The sequence below is a fragment of the Pauljensenia sp. UMB3104 genome, from assembly GCF_030217285.1.
In the GTDB taxonomy this organism is placed as follows: Bacteria; Actinomycetota; Actinomycetes; order Actinomycetales; family Actinomycetaceae; genus Pauljensenia.
Map to the genome: position 1 here is coordinate 1 of NZ_JASONN010000609.1, position 235 is coordinate 235.

Below are 235 nucleotides of genomic sequence, written 5' to 3' on the forward strand. Positions count from 1 at the left end.
GGAGTGGACCACGCGCTTGAAGAGCGTGAAGGTAGTGCAAGTGATGTCCGTGATAGTCAGGGCGCTGGCGACCAGGGAATCATGTTTGGTTATGCCTGCGCTGATACACCCGATCTGATGCCTGCCCCGATTTGGCTGGCGCACAAGCTGTCGAAGCGCCTGGCTGACGTCCGTCATAACGAAATCGCCACCGGTCTGCGTCCCGATGGAAAGACTCAGGTCACATTGGCGTACG

Annotated in this window: 1 pseudogene; it reads left to right on the top strand. The window is 58.3% G+C overall.

Annotation, left to right across the window (positions count from 1 at the left end):
- Positions 1-235: pseudogene (locus QP415_RS12975) on the top strand (methionine adenosyltransferase); the annotation flags it as partial.